The organism is Pseudomonas helmanticensis, assembly GCF_900182985.1.
In the GTDB taxonomy this organism is placed as follows: Bacteria; Pseudomonadota; Gammaproteobacteria; order Pseudomonadales; family Pseudomonadaceae; genus Aquipseudomonas; species Aquipseudomonas helmanticensis.
Genome location: NZ_FXUY01000001.1, coordinates 2,566,068 through 2,581,699, shown reverse-complemented (window position 1 = coordinate 2,581,699; position 15,632 = coordinate 2,566,068). Strand labels below are relative to the sequence as shown.

Annotated in this window: 14 protein-coding genes; all 14 read left to right on the top strand. The window is 60.3% G+C overall.

What is annotated here, in order from left to right; all coding sequences use genetic code 11:
• Positions 1–242 precede the first annotated feature (242 nt).
• The 14 genes from rfbF to pseI are packed head-to-tail and all read left to right on the top strand — an operon-like array spanning position 243 to position 15,579.
• Positions 243–1,016 (top strand): glucose-1-phosphate cytidylyltransferase, encoded by a 774-nt coding sequence (gene rfbF / locus QOL84_RS11445; protein WP_108226864.1) that lies wholly within the window; start codon positions 243–245, stop codon positions 1,014–1,016.
• Positions 998–2,080, top strand: a complete 1,083-nt coding sequence (rfbG, locus tag QOL84_RS11440; RefSeq protein WP_283437264.1) for a CDP-glucose 4,6-dehydratase — start codon at positions 998–1,000, stop codon at positions 2,078–2,080. The genes rfbF and rfbG overlap by 19 nt, the downstream gene beginning before the upstream one ends.
• Positions 2,077–2,637 (top strand): dTDP-4-dehydrorhamnose 3,5-epimerase family protein, encoded by a 561-nt coding sequence (locus QOL84_RS11435; RefSeq protein ID WP_283437263.1) that lies wholly within the window; start codon positions 2,077–2,079, stop codon positions 2,635–2,637. Before rfbG ends, QOL84_RS11435 begins: the two co-directional genes overlap by 4 nt.
• On the top strand, positions 2,634–3,860 hold the full coding sequence (locus tag QOL84_RS11430; protein WP_283437262.1) for a class I SAM-dependent methyltransferase: 1,227 nt from the start codon (positions 2,634–2,636) through the stop codon (positions 3,858–3,860). The genes QOL84_RS11435 and QOL84_RS11430 overlap by 4 nt, the downstream gene beginning before the upstream one ends.
• Positions 3,857–4,708: an NAD-dependent epimerase/dehydratase family protein gene (locus tag QOL84_RS11425; protein ID WP_283437261.1), complete on the top strand. Its 852-nt coding sequence runs from the start codon at positions 3,857–3,859 to the stop codon at positions 4,706–4,708. Before QOL84_RS11430 ends, QOL84_RS11425 begins: the two co-directional genes overlap by 4 nt.
• Positions 4,705–5,775: a class I SAM-dependent methyltransferase gene (locus tag QOL84_RS11420; RefSeq protein WP_283437260.1), complete on the top strand. Its 1,071-nt coding sequence runs from the start codon at positions 4,705–4,707 to the stop codon at positions 5,773–5,775. The genes QOL84_RS11425 and QOL84_RS11420 overlap by 4 nt, the downstream gene beginning before the upstream one ends.
• Before the next feature lie 17 nt (positions 5,776–5,792).
• On the top strand, positions 5,793–6,530 hold the full coding sequence (locus tag QOL84_RS11415) for a cephalosporin hydroxylase family protein (RefSeq protein WP_093439633.1): 738 nt from the start codon (positions 5,793–5,795) through the stop codon (positions 6,528–6,530).
• 55 nt (positions 6,531–6,585) lie between these two features.
• The gene (locus QOL84_RS11410; protein ID WP_283437259.1) at positions 6,586–9,501 is read left to right on the top strand and encodes a TIGR00180 family glycosyltransferase; all 2,916 of its coding nucleotides are present in this window, start codon (positions 6,586–6,588) and stop codon (positions 9,499–9,501) included.
• A 30-nt stretch (positions 9,502–9,531) separates the two neighbouring features.
• Complete coding sequence (gene pseB / locus QOL84_RS11405; RefSeq protein WP_283437258.1) at positions 9,532–10,533, top strand: UDP-N-acetylglucosamine 4,6-dehydratase (inverting); 1,002 nt, start codon at positions 9,532–9,534, stop codon at positions 10,531–10,533.
• Positions 10,530–11,687 carry a UDP-4-amino-4,6-dideoxy-N-acetyl-beta-L-altrosamine transaminase gene (pseC, locus tag QOL84_RS11400; protein WP_283437257.1) on the top strand — a complete coding sequence of 386 codons (1,158 nt, stop codon included), beginning with the start codon at positions 10,530–10,532 and terminating at the stop codon, positions 11,685–11,687. The genes pseB and pseC overlap by 4 nt, the downstream gene beginning before the upstream one ends.
• Before the next feature lie 31 nt (positions 11,688–11,718).
• A complete protein-coding gene (locus QOL84_RS11395) occupies positions 11,719–12,339 on the top strand; it encodes a pseudaminic acid biosynthesis-associated methylase (protein ID WP_283437256.1) in 621 nt (206 codons plus the stop codon).
• On the top strand, positions 12,336–13,031 hold the full coding sequence (gene pseF, locus QOL84_RS11390; protein WP_283437255.1) for a pseudaminic acid cytidylyltransferase: 696 nt from the start codon (positions 12,336–12,338) through the stop codon (positions 13,029–13,031). Before QOL84_RS11395 ends, pseF begins: the two co-directional genes overlap by 4 nt.
• Complete coding sequence (gene pseG / locus QOL84_RS11385) at positions 13,028–14,530, top strand: UDP-2,4-diacetamido-2,4,6-trideoxy-beta-L-altropyranose hydrolase (protein ID WP_283437254.1); 1,503 nt, start codon at positions 13,028–13,030, stop codon at positions 14,528–14,530. The genes pseF and pseG overlap by 4 nt, the downstream gene beginning before the upstream one ends.
• Positions 14,527–15,579, top strand: a complete 1,053-nt coding sequence (pseI, locus tag QOL84_RS11380) for a pseudaminic acid synthase (RefSeq protein WP_283437253.1) — start codon at positions 14,527–14,529, stop codon at positions 15,577–15,579. Before pseG ends, pseI begins: the two co-directional genes overlap by 4 nt.
• Positions 15,580–15,632: the final 53 nt, after the last annotated feature.

Here is a 15,632-nt window from a genome sequence, read left to right as displayed (position 1 = left end):
ATTCAAACCACAGCTGTAGCTTGATCAAAGGGATGATTCCGCTGACGGATTCATCCCTTTTTTCATGGGCCTTTGTGCCCCGGACGCGGGGCTTGCCGAGCTGGCGCGTTTCCTGCAAGTACCCCTCAAATCGCCATAAAACGAGCGCTCAGCAGCGCCCGCAGCGGCAAAAGGTTTAGCCAGAAGGCTCGCACAGCTCAACAAAGCCTTGCGCAGCCCTGTGACGAGCGAGAGGGGAGACGATGAAGGCAGTAATTTTGGCGGGTGGCCTCGGCACGCGCATCAGTGAAGAGTCGCACCTCAAGCCCAAGCCGATGATCGAGATCGGCGGCAAGCCAATTCTCTGGCACATCATGAAGCAGTATTCCGCCCACGGAATTCACGACTTCGTGATCTGCCTGGGCTACAAGGGCTACGCGATCAAGGATTTCTTCGCCAACTACTTCCTGCACACCTCCGACGTCACTTTCAACATGCGCGAAAACCGCATGGATGTGCATCAGAATTACAGCGAGCCGTGGAGCGTCACCCTTATCGACACCGGTGAGGAAACCATGACCGGTGGCCGTCTGCTGCGTGCCGGCCGTTACCTCAAGGATGAAGAGGCGTTCTGCTTCACCTACGGCGACGGCGTTTCCGATATCAACATCGCGCAACTGGTGGATTACCACAAAGCCCACGGCCGTCTGGCGACCGTCACCGCCGTGCAGCCACCGGGTCGGTATGGCGCGCTTGAGCGTCAGGGCGATCAAGTGCTGGGCTTCACCGAAAAACCTCGCGGTGACGGTGGCTGGATCAACGGAGGCTTTTTCGTGCTCTCGCCGAAAGTGCTGCCGTACATCGCCGATGACGCCACCACCTGGGAAGCCGAGCCGTTGGCGCGTTTGGCCGCAGATGAACAACTGAAAGCTTTCGAACACGAAGGCTTCTGGCATCCGATGGACACCCTGCGTGACAAAAACCATCTCGAAGCGCTGTGGCAGAGCGGGGAGGCCCCATGGAAGCAATGGGCTTGAGTGCGGATTTCTGGCGCGGTAAACGCGTTCTCGTTACCGGTCACACCGGTTTCAAAGGCAGTTGGCTGACCCTGTGGCTGCAAAGCCTCGGCGCGCAAGTCAGCGGCTTTTCCCTCGATCCGTCGACCGAGCCGAGCCTGTTCGAACTGGCGCGCGTGCACGAAGGCATCAACGATCAACGCGGTGATCTGCGTGATCTCGGCGCGCTGCTGGAAATCATCGCCGACACCGAGCCGGAAATCGTTCTGCACCTGGCCGCGCAACCATTGGTGCGCGAAGGTTATCGCGATCCGCTGGGCACTTACTCCAGCAACGTCATGGGCACGCTGAACCTGCTCGAAGCGATTCGTCAGGTCGGTTGCGTGCGTGCCTGCGTGCTGGTCACCACCGACAAGGTCTACGCCAACAAGGAATGGCTGTGGCCGTACCGTGAAGACGAAGCCCTCGGTGGCCACGATCCTTACAGCAGCAGCAAGGCTTGCTGTGAACTGCTTGCACAATCTTATGCTGCGTCGTTCTTCCCGGCCGACAAGTACGCCGAGCACGGTCTGGCGCTGGCCACCGCGCGCGCTGGCAACGTCTTGGGCGGCGGCGATTTCGCCCCTGAGCGCCTGATCCCCGATGTGCTGAAAGCCTGGACCGCAGACGAGCCGGTGACCCTGCGTTACCCGCAAGCCGTGCGCCCGTGGCAGCACGCGCTGGAGCCGCTGGCCGGTTACCTGCAACTCGCCGCCGGTCTCTACGAAGAGGGCCCGGAGTACGCCGGGGCGTGGAACTTCGGCCCGGGCGAGACGGACATGTGCAGCGTCGGCGAAGTGGTCGAATTGCTCGCCAGCCGCTGGCCGCAAGCGCGCGGCTTACGCATCGAAAAAAGCGAACTGCACGAGGCCGGCCTGTTGCGCCTGGACAGCAGCCGCGCGCGTCAGGTCCTTGGCTGGCAACCGCGCTGGACCTTGCAGCAATGCCTGACGCAGACCCTCGACTGGCACCTGGCGTGGCAGAACGGCGATGACATGCGCAACGTCACCCTCGGCCAACTGAACCTGTACCGAGGCGCGCTGTGAGCGAGTTTTCCCTGAAGGCGTTGCCGCTCGCCGGGTTGTTCAGCGTCCAGCACAAGCGCTTCGAAGATCAGCGCGGGCACTTCGCCCGGCTGTTCTGCGAGGGCAGCCTGAGTGCGTTTGGCAGCGAATTCCATATCCGTCAGATCAACCATTCCTGCACTCGCGAGAAGGGCAGTGTGCGTGGTTTGCATTATCAGAATGGCAATGCGCCGGAGGCCAAACTGATCACCTGCCTGCGCGGTGAAGTGTGGGATGTCGCGGTGGATCTGCGCCCCGATTCCGCGACCTTTCTGCATTGGCACGCCGAGCACCTCAAGGCCGGCGACGGTCGCAGCCTGTTGATTCCGGCCGGCTTCGCCCACGGTTTCCAGACCCTCAGCGAAGACGCCGAATTGCTCTACCTGCACAGCGCCGATTACGCGCCGGAGCATGAGGGCGGTCTGTCGGTAAACGATCCACGGCTGGCGATTGCCTGGCCGTTGCCTGTCAATAATTTGTCAGTGCGTGATTCCAGCCATCCCGCGCTCGATCAACACTTTGCTGGAGTGCGTCTATGAACTGCCGTGGGTGCGCCGCACCGCTGAGCCTGCCGCTGATCGACCTCGGCACCTCGCCACCGTCCAACGCCTACGTGCACGCCGATCGCCTGGAACAGGCCGAGCAATGGGTGCCATTGAAGGTCGCGGTGTGTCAGCAATGCTGGCTGGTGCAGACCGAGGATTACACCAGCGCCGACAGCCTGTTCGATGCCGAGTACGCCTACTTCAGTTCGTTCTCCAGCACCTGGCTGGCGCATGCCGAGCGCTATGTCGCCGAAATGGTCGAGCGCTTTGGCCTGACTGCCGACAGTCGCGTCGTGGAAGTCGCGGCCAACGACGGTTACCTGCTGCAATACGTCGCCGCTCGTGGCATCCCCTGCCTGGGTGTTGAACCGACGCGCAGCACCGCGCAAGCCGCGCGCGAAAAAGGCCTGGAAATTCGTGAACTGTTCTTCGGTCGCGAGACTGCCGCGCAGTTGACAGGCGAAGGCTGGGGCGCTGATCTGATGGCGGCCAACAACGTGCTCGCGCACGTGCCGGACATCAATGATTTTCTCGGCGGCTTTGCCACTTTGCTCAAGCCGAGCGGCGTCGCCACGTTCGAATTCCCGCAACTGCTGACGCTGATGGCTGGCGCGCAGTTCGACACGCTGTATCACGAGCACTATTCCTATCTGTCGCTGACCGCCGTGCAAGCGCTGTGCGAGCGCAATGGCCTGGAAGTCTTCGACGTCAGCCAACTGCCGACGCACGGCGGCTCGCTGCGCGTGTTCGTCCAGCGCAAGGACGGTGAACGCCGTGCCGTGCAGCCAGCGGTGCAGCAACAGTTGCAGGCCGAACTGGCTGCCGGGGTGAAAACCGTCGAGTACTACGCGACCCTCGCGCCGGCTGCTGAACGCATCAAACATGAGCTGCTGCGCTTCCTGTTGCAGGCCAAGGCTGACGGCAAACGGGTGGTCGGTTATGGCGCGGCAGCCAAGGGCAACACCTTGCTCAACTACGCCGGGGTCAAGCCTGACTTGCTGGCTTGGGTGGCCGATGCCAACCCGCACAAGCAAGGCAAGTTTTTGCCGGGCAGTCGTATTCCGATTGTCGCGCCGGCGCAGATCGATATCGAGCAACCGGACTATGTGCTGGTGCTGCCGTGGAATCTGCTGCACGAAGTCAGTCAGCAACTGGCGCAGGTACGTCAGTGGGACGGGCGCTTCGTGATCGCCGTGCCTGAGTTGAAAGTGCTGTGAAGGTTCTGGTCACGGGCGCGACAGGCTTCGTCGGTCGGCATCTGGTCGCGGCGTTGCTGGCACGTGGCTGTGCGGTGCGGGCGGTTGCACGCAACGCCGAAACAGCGGCGAGCATGCCGTGGATCAATGACGTCGAATTCATCTCGGCGGATATTCACGCTGCCGATCTGGACGTGGCGGCGTTGACTGACGGCTGCGATGCGTTGGCTCATCTGGCCTGGCCAGGGTTGCCGAATTATCGGGCGCTGTTTCACTTCGAACACAACCTGATGACTGATTACCGCTTTATCAAAAGCGCAGTCGAGACGGGTGTAAAGCAAGTCCTCATCACGGGCACCTGTTTCGAATATGGCATGCAGAGCGGCCCACTCAGCGAAAGCACCGAGCCACGGCCGAGCAACCCTTACGGTCTGGCCAAGCACACCTTGCATCTGTTTTTGCAGAACCTTGCGCAAGAGCAGCCGTTCACTCTGCAATGGGCGCGGCTGTTTTACCTGCATGGCGAAGGGCAGAATCCCAGCAGCCTGCTGGCGGCGCTGGACAGGGCAATCGATGCCGGCGAGCCGTCGTTCAACATGTCTGCCGGTGAGCAGTTGCGCGATTTTCTGGCGATTGAAACCGCTGCCGGTCATCTCGCCAGCATTCTTCAGCAGCGTGATTTCGCTGGCGTGATCAACTGCGCCAGCGGCGAACCGGTGTCGGTGCGTGCGCTGGTCGAACAGCGTCTGCGCGAACGCGGCGCGAGCCTGAATCTGAACCTCGGCCACTACCCGTATCCGAACCACGAACCGCTGGCGTTCTGGGCGGTGACCGAGCGCTTGCAACTGTTATTGGGAGAGTCGCAATGAGGCACGAGTTGTATCGGGTCACCGACCTGCCGGTGCTGCAGAACCGGACCTTTGCCGACGCGCAATCGGCGCAGGCCTCGGCCAGTGCCGACATGCTGCTGGTGCAGGATGAGCGCAGCGGCCTGATCTTCAATGCCGCGTTCGACGCCGACAAGCTCAGCTACGACGCTGACTATCAGAACGAGCAGGCGCATTCCGGCCAGTTCCAGAAGCACCTGAGCGACGTCGAAGGGATCATCGCCAGGCATTTCAAAGGCCAGGAGCTGATCGAAGTCGGCTGCGGCAAGGGCTACTTCCTTGAATTGCTCAAAGGCCTTGGCTACTCGATCACCGGCATCGACCCGGCGTACGAAGGTGACAACGCCGATGTGATCAAGGCGCCGTTCACCCGTGGCCTCGGTCTGGCGGCGGACGCCATCGTCCTGCGCCATGTGCTGGAACATATTCAGGACCCGGTGAGTTTCCTCGCGGTAATCGCCGAAGCCAATCAGGGCGGGCAGATCTACATCGAAGTGCCGTGCTTCGACTGGATTCTCGAACACAAAGCCTGGTTCGACCTGTTCTACGAGCACGTCAATTATTTCCGCCTCGATGACCTGCGCCGGATGTTCGGCACTGTGCATGAGGCCGGTCACCTGTTCGGTGGCCAATACCTGTACATCGTCGCCGACCTGGCGACATTGCGCCTGACCCCGGAACAACCGGTGCCACGCCTGGAGCTGCCCGACGATTTCACTGCCAGTCTCGACCGGGCGGTGCAGATCATTCAGTCCGCCCCCGAGCAGGGTTCGGCGATCTGGGGCGCTTCGTCCAAAGGCGTGATCTATTCGCTGTTCCTGCAACGCGCAGGTGTGGCGGTGGATCGGGTGGTGGATATCAACCCGGCCAAGCAAGGGCGTTATCTGCCGCTCAGTGGTGTGCAGGTGTCCTCGCCGCAAGAGGCGATGGACGCCTTGCCCGAAGGCGCCAACCTGTTTGTGATGAACTCCAATTACCTCGAAGAGATCAAGCGGATGACCGATGGACGTTATGTCTATCACGCCGTCGACAGCGCTTCGTTCCAGTGACCCTTGAGATTTTGAAAATGACCGACAACAGCATTAACCAAGCTTTCGAAGCCGAGTGCCGGGAACAGATTGCCCAGCAAGGCGACGACCAGAAACTCACTGGTCTGGCCCGTGATTTCTTCAACGAATCGGCCAAACACAAATACAGCTACCACTTCTCGTGGATGGGCCGTCCGATCATCCAGTTGCCACAAGACATGATGGCAATGCAGGAGATCATCTGGCAGGTCAAACCGGATCTGGTCATCGAGTGCGGCATCGCCCACGGCGGTTCGATCATCTACTACGCCTCGTTGCTGGAGCTGCAGGGCCACGGCGAAGTGCTGGGTATCGATCTCGATATTCGTCCGCACAACCGCGAAGCGATCGAAAGCCACCCGATGGCCAAGCGCATCAAGATGATCGAAGGCTCAAGCATCGACGCCGGCATTGCCGCGCAGGTGCAGGCTGCGGCCAAAGGCAAGAAAGTCATTCTGGTGCTCGACTCCAACCACACCCACGATCACGTCCTCGAAGAGCTGCGCCTTTACGCGCCGCTGGTGTCGGTCGACAGCTATTGCGTGGTGATGGACACCGTGGTCGAAGACATGCCCGCCGATTTCTTTCCGGATCGTCCATGGGGCCCGGGCGATAACCCGAAAACCGCGGTGTGGAAATACCTCGAAGAGAACCAGGATTTCGAGATCGACCAGCAGTTGCAGAACAAGCTGCTGATCACCGTGGCGCCGGACGGCTATCTGCGTCGCGTTCGTTAATTCGCAACATCATCAAAGCGTTATCTCGGCCAGTCGCCGGTTGTGGAGAGAAGTTATGCAAGGCAAGTACAGTTCTGAACAAGCGCTGCCGCTCAACGAGCTGTTGACCGTGGTGCTGTTTACTCATAACCGGCCCGCGTTTTTACGCCGGGCGGTAAAGTATTACAGCAGTTTGCCCTGCAAGATCATGGTGCTGGACTCTACTACCGAGCGGGCTGAGGGCGATTTTTCTTTAGTCGATTACCATCACGTTCCGCAGTTTGCTTACTGGGGAATGCAGGCCAAGCTGGCCTATGGTGTGGAGCTGGTGACAACGCCGTATATGGTGCTGGCTGCCGACGACGACTTCATCCTGCACGACTCGCTGTTCGAGTCAGTGGGCTTCCTGCAGGCGAACCCGGACTACGGCATGTGTCACGGTTATTGCCTGATGTACCTGACACTTGCCGGCAGCGTGAGTTACTACCGCCGGGACAAGAAGGTTCAGGAGGATTATTCCTCCGAGCGGGCTCAGGATCGAGTCATCGATTACATGAGTCAGTACATTCCTCCGTTCTACGCGGTATGCCGTACCGATTTGATCAAGAAGTGGCACTCGTCGCTGCCGCCCGGGACCAGTTTTCAATGGCAGGAAATCGGTCACGTCTACTTCCTGCTGGCGAGCGCCAAGGCACGCATCCTGCCGATGCCTTATGTTGTGCGCGAGATCAACTACGGTGACTCTGAGCACAGCACCGAGGTGTATCACTCGCTGACTTATATCGACGCCAAGTCGGTCGCCGAGCGGGAAGGCTTTGCCGAATTCCTCGCATCATTGCCCACTGGCATTGAAGGGCTTGATGCGGAGCAGGGCAAAGCGTTTGCCCTGCAAAGTTTCGAGGCGATGGTCGACAGTCTGCAATCCGGGCGAGCCTTGACCGCAGAGCTGATATTCCAGTCCACCTGGAATCAGTCGCTGAAAATGCCGGATCGTCGTTTCGGGCCGCTGCAATACGTTGAAATGCCGTTTTACAACCAGCCATTCTTTGATCGTCTCGAGCAGTTTGAATTCATGCTGCACGCCATGCCGGCCGGACGCATTCAGCTGGAAGGACTTGAAGGCATATGGACTCGCCAGGCGCATTTGCTGCAAGCGCGCAACAACGACACGCCGGAAAGCGTGCTGGACCGTTTGTGGCAGGCTCATGATCTGAATGCTTTCAACCGTACGGTTATCAATCGTCTGGCGACTCAACTGGAGTCGCTGGGTGATGAGGACGAAGCGCAAGCGATGCACGAGTGGATCGCACGCCTCGCGACACTGACCGCCGATGATCACCACGCAGTGTTCGACAGGATGCAATCCGGTCGCCTGCTCAAGTGGCTGGCAACGCGCGAGCCTGCAGTTGAACACATCGAATCGATTGCCCGGCATCTGGCCGCCAACGGTGGCGGTCCGCACTTCGGTGTTTTCCTGCTGGATCTGGACAACGATATCGATAAGTTGCAGGTGACTCTGGACAGCTTGCTCGAGGGGCACTGCAAAGCGTTCAGGATTGTGGTTTTCACCACGGGTGAAGCACCAGCGGCGACTACCGCGCAGAACACGTTGCACTTTGTTCGCGTCACGCCGGGTAATCTCGTCGACAAATTGAATCAGAGCGCCAGCCAGTCACCGTGCGACTGGTTGTTGCTGGCTCAGGCAGGTGATGAGTTCACTGCGGGCGGATTGCTGCGGGCGAGCCTTGAGCTGATGTCTGCCGAAGGCATTCGCGCGGTTGCTACCGATGAAATCCAGCGCACCGACAAGGGGGCACTGGTTGATATGTTCCGGCCGGGCTTCAATCTTGATCTGCTGCAAAGCGTTCCGTCCCTGATGGCTCGTCACTGGCTGATCCGTCGGGATGTTCTGCTTGAGGTCGGTGGTTATCAGGCGGACTTCAGCAAAGCCCTGGAATTCGATTTGCTCCTGCGCATCATTCAGCGCGGCGGGCTCGGCGGTCTGGCGCACCTCGACGAACCGTTGCTGATTTCCCAGGCGCCGATGCTGGAGGAAAACGCTCATGAGCGTCAGGCGTTGTTACGCCATCTGGGTAATCGCGGCTACAAGGCCAAGGTCACTTCAGCGGTACCTGGCACCTATCAAGTCGACTACCGTCATGCCGAACAACCTCTGGTCTCGATCATCTTGCCTGCTGGCGACGATCTCCCGGCACTGCAACGTTGCCTGGAAGGCGTCCTGCTCAGAACCCGGTATACCCGCTATGAAGTATTGATCGCCGCAAATCCCAATCAGTCGGCTGACGTCAACGACTGGCTGGGTACATTGCAGAACACCAGGGTCCGTGTCCTGCATGCCGATAAACCGCTGACTGACGCGGCGCTGTTCAATGCTGCCAGCCAAGAGGCGAAAGGCGAGTGCCTGGTGCTGATGGCTGCGGACAGTGAGGTGGTCAACCCGAACTGGATTGAATCGTTGCTCAATCATGCCTTGCGTCCGGAAGTAGGCATCGTGGGTGCGAAGCTGGTGGACCGCGACGGCAAAGTCTCACAGGCCGGTTTGATTCTCGGGTTTGGCGATGGCGTAGGTTCGGCCTTCATCGGCGAGAAACATTCCGCCGAGGGCTACATGCAGCGCCTGGCAGTCGAGCAGAACTATTCGGCTGTGTCGAAAGTGTGCCTGATGGTGCGCAAGGAACTGTTTGACGCGCTTGGCGGCCTGGACGAGGGAATCTTCGCCGACGCCTTCAGCGATGTAGATCTGTGCCTCAAGGCGGGACAGGCCGGTTACCTCACGGTGTGGACGCCGCAGGTGCAGGTGCTACATACCGGCGAGTTGCCGAAAGCGCCTGAGTCGCTGGCTGCATTGCGTGAAAAATGGAGCGCTGTTTTTGCGCAAGATGCGGCTTATAACGCCAATCTGGCCTCGACCGGCAAGGGTTTTACCTTGAGAGAAGACGCGCCGATCAACTGGTCACAGTTGCTCGCTTGAGTCAGTCGGACAGGGAACAGGAATCAGCAAATGTTCAACGGTAAATCGATTTTCATCTCCGGCGGCACTGGCTCGTTCGGGCGCAACTTCATCCGTCGCTTGCTGGAGCAATACCAGCCCAAGCGCGTGGTGGTGTTCTCCCGCGATGAGCTGAAACAGTACGAAATGCAGCAGACGTTCAACGCGCCGTGCATGCGCTACTTCATCGGTGATGTGCGTGACGCTGACCGTCTGCGTCAGGCCATGCGCGGCATCGACTACGTGGTGCATGCCGCTGCTCTGAAGCAGGTGCCGGCGGCGGAATACAACCCGACCGAATGCATCCGCACCAACGTCAATGGCGCGGAGAACATCATCGCTGCCGCCATCGACAATGGCGTGAAGAAGGTTGTGGCGCTGTCCACCGACAAGGCCGCCAGCCCGATCAACCTGTACGGCGCGACCAAGTTGCTTTCGGACAAGTTGTTCGTCGCCGCCAACAACATTGCCGGCGAGCAGGAAACCCGCTTTGCCGTGGTGCGCTACGGCAACGTCGCCGGCTCGCGCGGTTCTGTGGTGCCGTTCTTCAACAAACTGATTGCCGACGGCGCCACTGAGCTGCCGATCACTGACGAGCGCATGACGCGGTTCTGGATCACCCTCGACCACGGTGTGCAGTTCGTCCTCGACAGCTTCGCGCGGATGCACGGCGGCGAAGTGTTCGTGCCGAAGATTCCGTCGATCCGCATCGTCGATCTGGCGCTGGGCATGGCCGAGCATCTGCCGCATAAAAACGTCGGGATTCGTCCGGGCGAAAAACTGCATGAGCTGATGGTGCCGCTGGACGATGCGCGGATGACGCTGGAGTTCGAAGACCACTACACCATCCAGCCGTCGATCCGCTTCACCAGCGTCGATGTCGATTTTGCCGTCGACAAACTGGGTGAGCGCGGGCGGCCGGTGAGTGAAGACTTCGAATATCGCTCCGACACCAATCCGCAGTTCCTCTCGGTCGGGCAGATCGCCGACCTGCACGCGAATCTCTCGGCATGATTCCCTACGGTCGGCAAAGCCTTGATCAGGCCGATATCGACGCGGTGGTCGAGGTGTTGCAGTCCGACTGGTTGACCCAAGGGCCGACCATCGAACGCTTCGAGCAGGCGATGGCCGAACGTTGTCAGGCGGATTACGCCGTGGCGGTGTGCAATGCCACGGCGGCGCTGCACATTGCCTGTCTGGCGGCGGGCCTCGGCCCGGGCGACCGTTTGTGGACCACGCCGAATACCTTTCTGGCCTCGGCCAATTGCGGACGTTACTGCGGCGCCGAAGTTGATTTCGTCGATATCGATCCGCTGACCTGGAACCTCGATGCGTTGGCCCTCGAAGCCAAACTCGATCAGGCTGAACAGGACGGCAAGCTGCCGAAAGTCTTGGTGGCGGTGGCGTTTTCCGGGCAGAGCTGCGATATGCGAAAAATCGCCGAGCTGGCCGAGCGCTACAACTTCACCTTGATCGAAGATGCCTCGCACGCCGTTGGTGCCAGTTACGCCGGGCGTCCGGTGGGCTGCGGTGAATTTGCGGCGATGACCGTGTTCAGCTTTCATCCGGTGAAGATCATCACCAGCGCCGAAGGTGGCATGGTGCTGACCAATCGCCGCGAACTGGCCGAGCGTCTGCAACGCTTGCGCAGCCATGGCATGACCCGCGATTCGCAGCAGATGACCGAGCCCAGTCATGGCCCGTGGTATTACCAGCAGATCGAACTGGGCTTCAACTACCGGATCACCGATCTGCAAGCTGCGCTGGGTCTTTCACAGTTGAGCAAACTGGACGAGTTCATTGAACGTCGACGTGAACTGGCAGCGCGTTACAACAGTCTGCTGACGTACTTGCCGCTGACGCTGCCCAGCCCTCAGCCGGAAGCCGATTCGGCGTGGCACCTGTACGTGGTGCGCTTGCAGACCGAACGCGTCAGCCTCAGTCACCGGCAGGTGTTCGAAGGCTTGCGTGCGGCCGGGGTCGGGGTGAATCTGCACTATATTCCGGTACATTTGCAGCCCTACTATCGTGACCTGGGTTTCGCCGAGGGAGACTTCCCCGAAGCCGAGCGTTATTACGCCGAAGCGATCAGCCTGCCGCTGTTTCCGTTGCTGAGCGATCAGCAGCAGGACTATGTGGTCGAGCAACTGCGACGGTTGACCGAGTAAATGCCGCTGCGGCGGTGGATGGAAAACGGCAATGCGTGATCTGAGCGAGCAGGAACAATTCTGGCAAGGCGATTTCGGCAACCAGTACGTTGACCGCAATATCGGTCAGCCGCTGGTCGCGGCCAATCTGGCGTTGTTCGCCAAGGCACTGAGCCGGGCCGGGCGCATCGACAGTCTGGTGGAACTGGGCACCAATGCCGGCAATAACTTGCAGGCGTTGCATCAGTTGTTGCCGCAATGCGAGCTGTTCGGCGTCGAGATCAACGAAAGTGCCTGCGCCCAGGCGCGGGCGCTGGACATCGCGCAGATCTGGCATGGCTCGCTGTTCGACTTTCCTCGCGAGCGCAGCTACGACCTGACCCTGAGCAAAGGTGTGTTGATCCACTTGGCGCCCGAGTTGCTGCCGACCGCCTATGCGCAGCTTTATGAACTGAGCCAGCGCTACATCCTGATCGCCGAGTATTACAACCCGGCGCCGGTCGAGGTGTCCTATCGCGGCAACAGCGGCAAGCTGTTCAAACGCGATTTCGCTGGTGAAATGCTTGATCGCTACGCTGATCTGCAACTGCTGGATTACGGCTTTGTGTATCACCGTGACCGGCAATTCCCGACGGATGACATCACCTGGTTTCTATTGGAAAAACGCCCTTGAGCCACGTCGCAATCATCCCGGCCCGTGGGGGCAGCAAACGCATCCCGCGCAAGAACCTGATGCCGTTCGACGGCGTGCCGATGTTTGTCCGTTCGATTCGAATGGCGCGGGATTCAGGGCTGTTCGATCAAGTGGTGGTCAGTACCGACGACGAGGAAATCGCCGAGCTGGCGCAGGCACATGGCGCGCAGGTGCCGTTTTTGCGCCCGGCGAATCTGGCCGATGATTTCACCGGCACTGCGGCGGTGATCGTGCACGCCTTGCAGCAATTGCCGCCGTTCGACTATGCCTGCTGCATCTATGCCACGGCGCCGTTGTTGCAGGCGCGTTATTTGCGTCAGGGGCTGGAGTTGCTGGAACGGCATCCGGAGAAATCCTTTGCGTTCTCGGTGTGCAGTTTCGGCTTTGCGGTGCAGCGTGCACTGACCGTCGACGGGCAGGGCGCCCTGACCGCGTTGTATCCCGAATTTCGCAACACCCGCTCGCAGGATCTGCCCGAGGCGTTTCAGGATGCCGGCCAGTTTTACTGGGGCCGCAGCGACGCTTGGCTGCGCGGCGACGTGCTGTATTCGCCTGCCAGCCTGCCGGTGATTTTGCCAAGGCATCTGGTGCAGGACATCGATACGCTGGAAGACTGGAAGCGTGCCGAATATCTTTACGCCGCGCTCAAGGCCGGTGGTGAATTGCAATGAGAGTGCTGATTCGCGCTGACGCCTCGCCGACTATTGGCAGTGGCCATATCGCCCGCTGCCTGACGCTGGCGCGGGTGTTACGCACGCAGGGCAGTCATGTCGCGTTCGCTTGCCGCCGTTTGCCGGGGCATCGGCTTGATGCGCTGAGCGCTGAGGGTTTCGAGACCTTTTCTCTGCCTGACTTCTACCCTGATGAAGACCCGCAGCAAGGCATCGAATCGATACTGCCGTGGCAGGCGGATATCGACGCGCTGGCCTTGCAACTGGATGGCCATGCTGATTTCGACTGGATCATCGCCGACCATTACGGACTCGACCATCACTGGCAGACCGCCGCGCGGCGCTGGGCGCCACGTATCGCCGCTGTCGATGATCTGGCGACGCGGCGCTACAGCGTCGATCTTTTGCTCAATCAGAATTTGTCCGGACTCAGTGAGAACTACGCGCCGCTGCTGCCCGACGGTTGCCGCACGCTGCTCGGGCCGCGCTATGCGATGTTGCGTGAAGAGTTCACCTGCCCGGCCATCGAGATCAAGCCCAGAGCCCGGCGAGTGCTGGTGAATTTCGGCGGCTTCGATGCGGCGATGCAGACGCATCACGCAATGCTGGCGCTGGCAGACTTCTGCGCGCTGCAAGTGGATTTCGTTGCCGGTGCCGATAACCCGGTGTGGGCACAGATGCAGGCGCTGGCCGAGACACGGCCGAACTGGCGGCTGCACAGTTTTGTCAGCGATTTTTATCAGCGCATGATCGAGGCTGATCTGTTTATCGGCGCCGGTGGCGGCACCAGTTGGGAGCGTGCGGCGATGGGCCTGCCGACGATTTGCATCGCGGTGTCGAATAATCAGCAGAACAACGGTGAGGTCATGGCGGCAGCCGGTGCTCATGTGTTCATGGGCGCCCGTGAGCAGGTCAGCGTTGAGCAATTGCGTGACGCCATCGGTTTTGTCGTCGACAACGTCTATCTGCGGCAAAGTCTGGCTGAGCGCTCGCGGCAACTGGTTGATGGACGCGGTGCGCTGCGGGTCGCGGCGGCAATGGCCGGGGCAGTGCTCAAACTGCGGGTGGCGACGCTGGACGATGCACAATTGCTGTTCGACGGACGCAACGCTGAGGCGGTGCGACGCTGGTCGCAGCAAAGCGCGGTGATCGAGTGGTCGCAACATCTCAACTGGCTGACCGCGAGCCTGCGCAATCCCCAGCGTCTGCTGCTGATTGCCGCGGCCGACGACGGCGCGGTCGGTGTCTTGCGTTACGACTTGCGCGGCTTTGAAGCCGAAGTCTCGTTATATCTGCTGGAAGGGCGTTTCGGCCTGGGCTGGGGCAGGGCACTGCTGGCGCGGGGTGAAGAGTTTGTCGCCGCGCATTGGCCGCAACTGACTGCCATCAGTGCTCAGGTGTTGCCGGCCAATCGTGCCTCATTGAATGTATTTCGTGACGCCGGGTACATTCAAAGTGCCTGCGCGTTCACCCGGGTTTTGAAGGAACATCGCACATGAGCAGTTTCAAGATTGGCGACCGTTTGATCGGTGCCGATGCGCCGCCATTCATCATTGCCGAGATGAGCGGCAATCATAACCAGTCGCTCGATGTGGCCCTGCAAATCGTCGAAGCTGCGGCGAAGGCCGGTGCGCACGCCTTGAAGCTGCAAACCTACACCGCCGAGACCATGACCCTGGATTTGTCGGAAGGTGAATTCTTTATCAAGGATCCCGGCAGCCTGTGGGCGGGTACCTCGCTCTACGACTTGTATGAGCAAGCTCATACGCCGTGGGAATGGCACGCGCCGATTTTTGCCCGGGCCAAAGAACTGGGGATGCTGGCGTTTTCCACGCCGTTCGATGACAGCGCCGTGGACTTTCTCGAAAGCCTTGATGTGCCGGCCTACAAGATCGCCAGTTTCGAGAATACCGATCTGCCGCTGATTCGCCGCGTCGCCGCTACCGGCAAACCGCTGATAATCTCCACCGGCATGGCCAGCATCGCCGAGCTTGATGAGGCTGTGCGCGCTGCCCGCGAGGCCGGCTGCAAGGATCTGGTGTTGCTCAAGTGCACCAGCACCTATCCCGCGACTCCGCTGAACAGCAATGTGCGCACGATCCCGCATCTGCGCGAATTGTTTGGCTGCGAAGTCGGTTTGTCCGATCACTCAATGGGCGTTGGCGTGTCCGTCGCCGCTGTGGCGCTGGGGGCGACGGTGGTGGAAAAACACTTCACCCTCGACCGCACGGCCGGTGGCGTGGACGCCAGCTTCTCGCTGGAACCGGCGGAAATGGCCAGTCTGGTACTGGAAACCGAACGCGCCTGGCAGGCCATGGGACAGGTGCATTACGGCGTGACCGAGGCTGAACGCAAGTCGCTGGTCTATCGCCGTTCGCTGTACGTCACCGCTGACATGGCCGCTGGTGACCCCTTTACCGGGGACAATCTGCGCGCCATCCGTCCGGGTCTCGGTCTGCCGCCCAAGCACACCGATGCCATCCTCGGTCGTCGCGCTCGTGCACCGATCAAGCGCGGCACGCCGCTGGACTGGTCGCTGGTCGAATAAGTCGATCTGCAACCGATTCGGCAAAATAGCGTGACCTGCGAGTCATAACGCGC

Coding starts and splice junctions, on each gene's coding strand:
- rfbF (WP_108226864.1), top strand. CDS start 243: ATGAAGGCAGTAATTTTGGCGGGTGGCCTCGGCACGCGCATCAGTGAA.
- rfbG (WP_283437264.1), top strand. CDS start 998: ATGGAAGCAATGGGCTTGAGTGCGGATTTCTGGCGCGGTAAACGCGTT.
- QOL84_RS11430 (WP_283437262.1), top strand. CDS start 2,634: ATGAACTGCCGTGGGTGCGCCGCACCGCTGAGCCTGCCGCTGATCGAC.
- QOL84_RS11420 (WP_283437260.1), top strand. CDS start 4,705: ATGAGGCACGAGTTGTATCGGGTCACCGACCTGCCGGTGCTGCAGAAC.
- QOL84_RS11415 (WP_093439633.1), top strand. CDS start 5,793: ATGACCGACAACAGCATTAACCAAGCTTTCGAAGCCGAGTGCCGGGAA.
- QOL84_RS11410 (WP_283437259.1), top strand. CDS start 6,586: ATGCAAGGCAAGTACAGTTCTGAACAAGCGCTGCCGCTCAACGAGCTG.
- pseB (WP_283437258.1), top strand. CDS start 9,532: ATGTTCAACGGTAAATCGATTTTCATCTCCGGCGGCACTGGCTCGTTC.
- pseC (WP_283437257.1), top strand. CDS start 10,530: ATGATTCCCTACGGTCGGCAAAGCCTTGATCAGGCCGATATCGACGCG.
- QOL84_RS11395 (WP_283437256.1), top strand. CDS start 11,719: ATGCGTGATCTGAGCGAGCAGGAACAATTCTGGCAAGGCGATTTCGGC.
- pseG (WP_283437254.1), top strand. CDS start 13,028: ATGAGAGTGCTGATTCGCGCTGACGCCTCGCCGACTATTGGCAGTGGC.
- pseI (WP_283437253.1), top strand. CDS start 14,527: ATGAGCAGTTTCAAGATTGGCGACCGTTTGATCGGTGCCGATGCGCCG.